The sequence below is a fragment of the Corynebacterium sp. genome (genome assembly GCF_030532325.1).
In the GTDB taxonomy this organism is placed as follows: domain Bacteria; phylum Actinomycetota; class Actinomycetes; order Mycobacteriales; family Mycobacteriaceae; genus Corynebacterium.
The window spans coordinates 1-8,134 of sequence record NZ_JAUNLS010000012.1 but is presented as its reverse complement, the minus strand read 5'-3'; the positions used below and the strand labels follow the sequence as shown (position 1 = coordinate 8,134).

General features: G+C 66.3%; 7 protein-coding genes and 1 pseudogene. 7 read left to right on the top strand and 1 reads right to left on the bottom strand.

The features are described 5' to 3' along the window. Positions 1–349, bottom strand: a pseudogene (locus tag Q4E25_RS07525) (hypothetical protein); the annotation flags it as partial. 37 nt (positions 350–386) lie between these two features. Between Q4E25_RS07525 and rimP the strand changes: the two are divergent. The 7 genes from rimP to Q4E25_RS07490 all read left to right on the top strand — a co-directional run bounded on the left by rimP (position 387) and on the right by Q4E25_RS07490 (position 8,094). Further along, positions 387–953 (top strand): ribosome maturation factor RimP, encoded by a 567-nt coding sequence (gene rimP, locus Q4E25_RS07520; protein WP_303155995.1) that lies wholly within the window; start codon positions 387–389, stop codon positions 951–953. Between the two features lie 3 nt (positions 954–956). Further along, positions 957–1,973: a transcription termination factor NusA gene (gene nusA, locus Q4E25_RS07515; protein ID WP_303155992.1), complete on the top strand. Its 1,017-nt coding sequence runs from the start codon at positions 957–959 to the stop codon at positions 1,971–1,973. A gap of 87 nt (positions 1,974–2,060) precedes the next feature. After that, positions 2,061–2,411 carry a YlxR family protein gene (locus tag Q4E25_RS07510; RefSeq protein WP_303155989.1) on the top strand — a complete coding sequence of 117 codons (351 nt, stop codon included), beginning with the start codon at positions 2,061–2,063 and terminating at the stop codon, positions 2,409–2,411. 103 nt (positions 2,412–2,514) lie between these two features. Continuing rightward, positions 2,515–5,268, top strand: a complete 2,754-nt coding sequence (infB, locus tag Q4E25_RS07505) for a translation initiation factor IF-2 (RefSeq protein ID WP_303155984.1) — start codon at positions 2,515–2,517, stop codon at positions 5,266–5,268. 109 nt (positions 5,269–5,377) lie between these two features. Beyond that, positions 5,378–5,818 (top strand): 30S ribosome-binding factor RbfA, encoded by a 441-nt coding sequence (gene rbfA, locus Q4E25_RS07500; RefSeq protein WP_303155980.1) that lies wholly within the window; start codon positions 5,378–5,380, stop codon positions 5,816–5,818. Beyond that, positions 5,819–6,781: a bifunctional oligoribonuclease/PAP phosphatase NrnA gene (locus Q4E25_RS07495; protein ID WP_303155977.1), complete on the top strand. Its 963-nt coding sequence runs from the start codon at positions 5,819–5,821 to the stop codon at positions 6,779–6,781. 11 nt (positions 6,782–6,792) lie between these two features. Continuing rightward, the gene (locus tag Q4E25_RS07490; RefSeq protein WP_303155972.1) at positions 6,793–8,094 is read left to right on the top strand and encodes an MATE family efflux transporter; all 1,302 of its coding nucleotides are present in this window, start codon (positions 6,793–6,795) and stop codon (positions 8,092–8,094) included. Positions 8,095–8,134 lie beyond the last annotated feature (40 nt).

The following is an 8,134-nucleotide window of genomic DNA, read 5'->3' as shown; positions in this document are numbered from 1 at the left end:
ATTCAATCACACTCATCTTATTATGAATCAAAGCTACCTCTTCCTGCGCTGCCTCTCCCGGCACGACCTCGCAGGACTCCGGCGGGGTGCCGTCCTCGCGCAGGCCGCACAGCCGGGCGATTTCCGCGTAGAGCTCGTCAGCCTGCTGCGCGCGCAGCTTCGCTGCCTGAGCGGCAGAGTCATCGGTGCTGGTGCGCAGGGAGACGGCGTCGTGCTGAGCGGCGTCGGCAAGCGCGAGCAACGCGTCATTAGGTTGCGGGCCGAAGTGCTCAACGGCCGCCTGGCAGCCGCTCAGCGGCAGCAACGCTGTGCACAGGGCCACGGTGGAAACTAATACTCGGCGGTTCACTCGAAAGACCTTACCCGCATCACATATTCTGACGTGCATGGCTTTCCCCGATTCATCAACGCTGACCATGCTCCTCCAGCCGCTGCTCGCCCCCCGCGGGCTGGACGTGGAGGACGTCAAGACCACCAAGGCGGGCAAGAAGTCCCAGGTGGTCATTCGCATCGACGGCGATGTTCGCCCCACCTCCGATGTGCTGGAGGAGGTCTCCCAGCAGATTTCCGAGTTCTTCGACGCCCAAGAGGCCGCAGGCGAGCTCAACTTCGGTGCAGGCTACACCCTCGAGGTTTCCACCCCCGGCCTCGATCTCCCGCTTAGCCTGCCGCGTCACTGGCGCCGCAACCGCGGCCGCCTAGTGGGCTTTGAGCTTGCCGACGCCCCCGGCACAACCCACGTCGCACGCATCGGCGCCCTCTCGGAGGCGGAGGACGCCGTGGCGCTCATCACGGAGGAGAAGAAGGAGGTGCACTTTCGAATCGAGCGATTGGAAAACATCGCCCGCGCAGTGGTAGAAACTGAATTTGCTTCGCCCTCAGCCGCACAGCTGGAGGCAGCACAACGCACGTTTGACTTCGCCGAGCAGAACTCGGCAACCCGAGAGGATTAACAAGTGAATATTGATCTAGCAGCACTCCGCACGATTGAGCGCGAGCGTGGGGTCGCCGTCAAGGACCTCCTCGAAGCCATCGCGGGTGCTTTGCTGTATTCCTACCTGGATCACCGCAACAGCTCGGCGGCCACCAAGGAGGAGGGCACCAAGTCCCGCGTGGACATCGATGCCGATACTGGGCTGGTCAGCGTCATCGTCACCGAGAGCGACCCGGAAACCGGGGAAGTGCTCAGCGAGTACGACGACACCCCGGAGAACTTCGGCCGCGTCGGAGCGCACGCGGTGCGCGACGCCATCCTGCGCAAGCTGCGCGAGAAGGAGACCGACCGCGCCTACGATTCCTACTCTGAGCTGACCGGCCGTGTGGTCTCCGGCGTGGTGCAGCGCGATGTCCGTGCCAATGAGCGCGGCGTCGTCGTGGTGCAGCTGGGCACCGAGCTGGACTCCCAGGACGCTATCCTGCTGCCGGCGGAGCAACTGCCGGGGGAGAAGTTGGAGCACGGCGACCGCATTAAGGCCTACGTGGTGGGCGTGGCGCGCAACGGCGTGAAGCTGCAGATTACCCTTTCGCGCACCCACCCCGAGCTGGTGCGCGGGCTCTTCGAGCTGGAGGTGCCCGAGGTAGCTGACGGCTCCGTGGAGATTGTCTCCATCGCCCGCGAGGCCGGCCACCGCTCCAAGATCGCCGTGGTGGGCCACGCCAAGGGGCTCAACGCCAAGGGCGCGTGCATCGGCCCGCGCGGAGCTCGCGTGAACAACATCATGTGCGAGCTCGGTGGAGAGAAGATCGACATCATTGACTACAACGAGGATCCGGCCACCTTCGTGGGCAATGCCCTGGCGCCCTCCAAGGTGGTGCGCGTGGAGGTCGTGGACCAGGAGGCTCAGGTTGCCCGCGTCACGGTGCCGGATTACCAGCTCTCCTTGGCTATCGGTAAGGAGGGACAGAACGCCCGCCTGGCGGCGCGTTTGACCGGATGGAAGATCGATATTCACTCCGATGCGGACCGAGATTAAAGATTTGCTGGGTTTTCGCGTAGGATAGACAACGGCCCACATGCTGTGAATGCGGGCGCGTTGAACGATCGCACGTAAAGGAGTTGGATGTCTGCACGGCAACGACTCCGCACCTGCATCGCCACGCGCGCCAAGCATCCCGACACGCAGCTTCTGAGGGTGGTTATCGATCCCGATGACCCCACAGGCACGCGTGTTGTGCCGGATCCCATGCGGCGTCTGCCCGGGCGGGGAGCCTGGATTCGCCCAGATCTGGAGGCGTATGAGCTGGCGGAGCGCACCCGAGCATTTCGGCGAGCGCTTCGATCCACCACGCCGGTGGATACAGGTCACGTACGTGAGTACCTCGCGGTGCTGGCCGAAAGGCCGGGACCACAGGTGCACTCGGCGGGCGCAAGCCCGCACGAGCCCGAGTTACAAAGGAAGACCGAACACTGATGAGCGCACGACGATGAAGCATCAGCGATGAAAGTCCATAGCCATTAACTAGGGGTCAAGCCATCCGCGGCCTTGGCTCCTAGTACGAACTACAAGGAGACAAGTGCCCGGAAAGCTACGTGTACACGAGTTGGCAAAACAGCTCGGAGTAACCAGCAAGGAACTGCTCGCCACGCTCAAGGAGCAGGGCGAGTTTGTCAAGACCGCGTCCTCCACCATCGAACCGCCGGTGGTCAAGAAGATGCGCGCACACTACGAAGCCAAGAACGGCGGGGCAGAAGACGCCAAGGCATCCTCTGAGAAGCCCGCCCCGAAGCCCGGCTCCAAGCCGGCTGCGCCCAAGCCGGGCGCCGCCCAGAAGCCTGGCGCGAAGGCCGCCGCCCCGAAGCCGGGCGCGCCGAAGCCCGGTGCGGCTACCCAGAAGGCTGCCGCCCCGAAGCCGGGTGCCGGAGCCGCCCCCAAGCCGGGCGCGCACGCACCCAAGCCCGGCCCCAAGCCGGGTGCCCCGAAGCCGGGCGCCAAGTCCGGTGCGAAGTCCGGCGGCGAGCGCCCCAACCCGGGCAACTCCATGCCGCGCCCGATGCCCAAGCCTGGCGGATCCCGCCGCGTGGCCAACAACCCGTTCTCCACGGGTGGCTCCAGCGAGCGTCCGGGGCCGCGCCCCGGCGGCACCAAGGGCCCGCGCCCGGGTGCCAAGCCCGGTGACAACCGCGGCAAGGGCAGCGGACGTTCTGGTCAGGGCGAGGGCGGCAACCGTCAGGGGCGCCGTCCCACCCCGGCCATGATGCCCTCCCACCCGAACCCGGCAGCGATGCCGGCCAAGGCCGCCGGCAGCACCGGTGGTCGCGGCCGCGGCGGTCGTGGCCAGGGCGGTCCGGGCCATGGTGGCCCGGGTGGCGGCCCCGGTGGTTTCCGTGGTGGCCGCGGCGGACGTCGCGGCGGCACCGCGGGTGCATTCGGTCGCCCGGGCGGCGCACCGCGTCGCGGCAAGAAGTCGAAGCGTCAGAAGCGCCACGAGTTTGAAGAGCAGCAGAAGCACGAGGTAGGCGGCGTACGCCTGCCCGACGGCAAGGGCAAGGTAGTTCGCCTGCGCCGTGGTGCTTCGCTGGCGGACTTCGCTGAGAAGATCGGCGCGGATCCCGCAGCATTGGTGCAGGCCCTGTTCAATCTGGGCGAAATGGTCACCGCGACCGCCTCCGTGTCCGAGGACACCCTGCAGCTGCTCGGTTCCGAGATCAACTACGACGTCCAGGTCGTCTCCCCGGAGGACGAGGACCGCGAGCTGCTCGAGTCCTTCGACCTGCAGTTCGGTGAGGACGAAGGCGGCGAGGAAGCGCTGGAGAAGCGCCCGCCGGTCGTCTCCGTCATGGGCCACGTTGACCACGGTAAGACCCGCCTGCTGGATACCATCCGTAAGACCAACGAGGGCGCCGCCGAGGCTGGCGGCATCACCCAGGGCATCGGTGCGTACCAGACCACCGTGGACGTCGACGGTCCCCGCACGATCACCTTCCTGGATACCCCGGGCCACGAGGCGTTTACCGCCATGCGTGCCCGTGGTGCCAAGTCCACCGACTTGGCCATCCTGGTGGTTGCTGCTGACGACGGCGTGATGCCGCAGACCGTTGAGGCGATCAACCACGCCAAGGCTGCCGACATCCCGGTGGTTGTGGCCGTGAACAAGATCGATAAGCCCGAGGCCTCCCCGGAAAAGATCCGCGGCCAGCTCACCGAGTACGGCCTGGTTCCCGAGGAGTACGGCGGCGACACCATGTTTGTGGACATCTCCGCTAAGTCGAACATCAACATCGACGCCCTGTTGGAGGCCGTGATCCTCACTGCCGACGCCGCCCTCGAACTCACCGCTAACCCGGACATGGACGCCCAGGGCGTGGCCATCGAGGCCCACCTCGACCGTGGCCGCGGCCCGGTGGCGACGGTCATCGTCCAGCGCGGTACGCTGCGCATCGGTGACTCCATCGTCGTCGGCGACGCCCACGGCCGTGTGCGCCGCATGCTCGATGAGTTCGGCCACGACGTCGAAGAGGCCGGCCCCTCCCGCCCGGTGCAGGTGCAGGGTCTCAACGGCGTGCCCGGCGCCGGCGACAACCTGCTGGTGGTCGAGGACGACCGCGTCGCCCGCCAGATTGCAGCGCAGCGCGACGCCCGCAAGCGTTCCGCCCTGCAGGCCAAGGCCCGCAAGCGCGTCTCCCTCGAGGATCTGGACGCCGTGCTCAAGGAGACCTCGACGCTCAACCTCATCCTCAAGGGCGACAACGCGGGTTCGGTGGAAGCCCTGGAGGATGCTCTGTTGGACATTAAGGTCGACGACGAAGTCCAGCTCAACATCATCGACCGCGGTGTTGGCGCGGTGACTCAGACCAACGTCTCCCTGGCGGCGGCGTCAGATGCGATCATCATCGCCTTCAACGTCCGCGCCGAGGGCAAGGCCACCGAGGAGGCCAACGCCGAGGGCGTCGACATCCGCTACTACACGGTGATCTACCGCGCCATCGAAGAGGTGGAGGCAGCGCTCAAGGGCATGCTCAAGCCGGTCTACGAGGAGCGCGACACCGGTTCCGCGGAGATCCGCGCGCTGTTCAAGTCCTCCGCCGTGGGCACCATTGCGGGCTGCATGGTCACCGAGGGCAAGGTCAAGCGCAACGGCAAGGTCCGCCTGGTGCGCGACGGCAACGTCATCACCTCCGATGCGAAGATCGAATCGCTGCGTCACGAGAAGGACGACGCCAACGAGATCAACGCCGGCTACGAGTGCGGTATGGTGCTGTCCTACCCGGACGTCCAGGTAGGCGACATCATCCAGGCCTACGAAGAGGTCGAGGTACCGCGCGACTAGTTTCGTGCGCCTAACCCAGCTAGCTGCCCAGCTAGCTGGGTTTTTCTCGTGTGGTAGCGCGGTGCGGTAACCTGCAAGAATCGAGTATTAGGTAGTAGAGGAGTAGACCATGGTTGATCACGCACGTGCCGGCCGCATGGCCAAGCGCATCCAGGAAATCGTGGCGAGTGCCATCGAGCGCGAGATTAAGGATCGTCGCCTAGAGCTGGTGACCATCACCGATACCCGCGTGACTGGTGACTTGCACGACGCCACCGTCTACTACACCGTGCGAGGCAAGGACATCGACGCCGAGCCGGACCTCGAGCAGGCCGCCGAGGCCCTCCACCGTGCGCGCGGCCAACTGCGCAAGATCGTCGGCGACCAGCTCTCCGTGCGCTTTACCCCGACGCTCTCCTTCGAGCTGGACACCGTGCCGGAGGCCTCGGCGCACATGGAGGAGCTTTTAGCCCGCGCCCGCGCCCGCGACGCCGAGCTGGCCAAGCTCAAGGAGAACGCGCAGCCGGCGGGGGAGGCCAACCCCTACAAGGATGATCAGAGCGAGGTATAAGTGACTCGCGCTTTATATACAGACGCTGTTGACGCGCTGGTGCAGGCTAGCAGCGTGTGCATCATCACCCACCTGCGTCCGGACGCCGACGCTATCGGCTCGGCCGCGGCCCTTGCTCTGGGGCTGCGCCAGCGTGGCAAGCAGACGCGCACGGTCATCGGCCAGCGCCGTGAGGTCTCGCGCAACCTGCTGAGCATCCCCACCGCGGAGGACATCGAACTGGTCGAGTCCCTTCCGTCCGGTTACGACCTCTACGTCACCGTCGACTGCGGCTCGCTGGACCGCACCGGCCTGTTGGCCGGGGAGCTGGCGGTGGTTGTGGACTCGGGCCGCGTGCTGTGCATCGACCACCACGCCTCCAACCCGGGGTTTGGCAGCATCAATCTGGTGGATCCGGCCTGCGAGTCCACCACGGTGGTGCTTCTCGACGTCCTCGACCGCATGGCCGTGCAAATCGACCGCACCATCGCGCACTGCCTCTACGCCGGTCTGGTCACCGATACCGGCAGCTTCCGCTGGGGCCGGCCGCGCATGCACGACATCGCCGCGCGGCTGATGATGTACGATCTCGACACCAAGCAGATCGCCGTGGACCTCATGGACTCCTCGACGGCGGATGACCTGCAGATGGTCGGGCGCGTGCTCGCTGGCCTGCGCATCGAGGAGGCGGGTCAGCAGCGCCTAGGCATTCTTGTGGTGCCGCTGGAGGAGGTCCGCAGCCACTCGGATGCCGCGGTGGAGTCCTTGGTGGACTTCGTGCGCGCGCTGGAGGGTACCACGATGGGCGTGGTCTTCAAGGAGCAAGCTGAGGGCGTCTGGGCTGTCTCGCTGCGCTCCTCGGTGGTCAACTGCGCTGAGGTGGCGCTGGGCTTTGGCGGCGGCGGGCACGTGCCGGCCGCGGGATACACGGCTAAGGGCAGCCCTGAGCAGATCATTTCGCAGCTGGTGGGGGCCGTGGCCTAGACTGAAGCACTATGGCCGCTACCGGAAATGTTAGTGCTCGTGAGGTTTTTGGATTAGCGCTACCGGCGCTCGGTGTGTTGGCGGCGATGCCGCTCTACCTGCTGCTGGATACCGCGGTGGTGGGGCACCTGGGGGCGCACGATCTTGCCGCGCTCGGCGCGGCAGCCACCCTGCACTCGGTGGTGACCACGCAGCTGACCTTTCTGTCCTACGGCACCACGGCGCGGGCCTCCCGGCTCTTTGGCGCCGGCAAGCGAGAGGAGGCCGTGGCCGAGGGCGTGCAGGCCACCTGGGTGGCGCTGGGCGTGGGCTTGTTGCTCGCGGTCATCATGTGGGTCGGCGCGGATGCGTTTACCTCGGCGCTGACGGGCAACCCCGATACCGCCGCGCGGGCGGCGCTGTGGCTGCGGATTGCGGCCTTTGCCATTCCGTTTACCCTCATTGAGATGGCCGGAAACGGGTGGATGCGTGGTGTGCAGAATACCCGCAAGCCCTTGTACTTTACGTTGGCCGGCATGATTCCGGGCGCGATTGCCGTGCCGCTCTTCGTACACTGGTGGGGGCTGGCAGGCTCGGCGATGGCCACCGTGCTGGGCATGGGCATCATCGCGGTCTTCTTCCTCGTGGAGTTGTATCGCGAGCACACCGGCTCGTGGGCGGTGCAGTGGCGAGTGGTGCGTCGGCAGCTAGTGCTGGGGCGCGACCTTATTGTGCGCTCGCTGAGCTTCCAGGTGGCGTTTCTCTCGGCGGCGGCGGTGGCCTCGCGCATCGGCACCGCGCAGCTGGCCGCGCACCAGATCATGATGCAGCTGTGGAACTTCCTCTCCTTGGTCCTTGACTCCTTGGCGATCGCCGCCCAGGCGCTGACCGGCGCCGCACTGGGCGCGGGCTCAGCTCAGGTGGCGCGCTCGGTGGGCACGAAGGTCACGCGCTACTCCTTTGCCTTTTCCGCCGTGCTTTCCGTGGCGCTCGTGGCGGGCGCGGGGGTTGTCCCGCGCTTGTTCACCTCGGACGGCTCGGTGCTTGAGGTGATTTCGGGGCCGTGGTGGGTGATGAGCTTCCTGGTGCTCGCCGGCGGCATTCTCTTTGCCCTCGACGGCGTGCTACTGGGCGCCAGCGACGCCGCCTTCCTGCGCACCCTCACGGTGGCCGCGGTGCTCCTGGGCTTTGTGCCGGGAGTGTGGCTGGCGTATGCCTTCGAGCTGGGGCTCAGCGGCGTGTGGGGAGGCATCGCGGTGTTCATCTTGATCCGCACGATAGGTGTGGTGTGGCGCTTCTACTCCATGAAGTGGGCACAAGGGCACGACGTCTAGGGGAACCGGGTCTCCGGTTCCCCTGCTGGGTGCGTGGTGG

Excerpts from the sequence above, each read along its gene's own strand:
- Q4E25_RS07490 (WP_303155972.1), top strand. The coding sequence starts at position 6,793 with ATGGCCGCTACCGGAAATGTTAGTGCTCGTGAGGTTTTTGGATTAGCG.
- rbfA (WP_303155980.1), top strand. The coding sequence starts at position 5,378 with ATGGTTGATCACGCACGTGCCGGCCGCATGGCCAAGCGCATCCAGGAA.
- Q4E25_RS07510 (WP_303155989.1), top strand. The coding sequence starts at position 2,061 with ATGTCTGCACGGCAACGACTCCGCACCTGCATCGCCACGCGCGCCAAG.
- rimP (WP_303155995.1), top strand. The coding sequence starts at position 387 with ATGGCTTTCCCCGATTCATCAACGCTGACCATGCTCCTCCAGCCGCTG.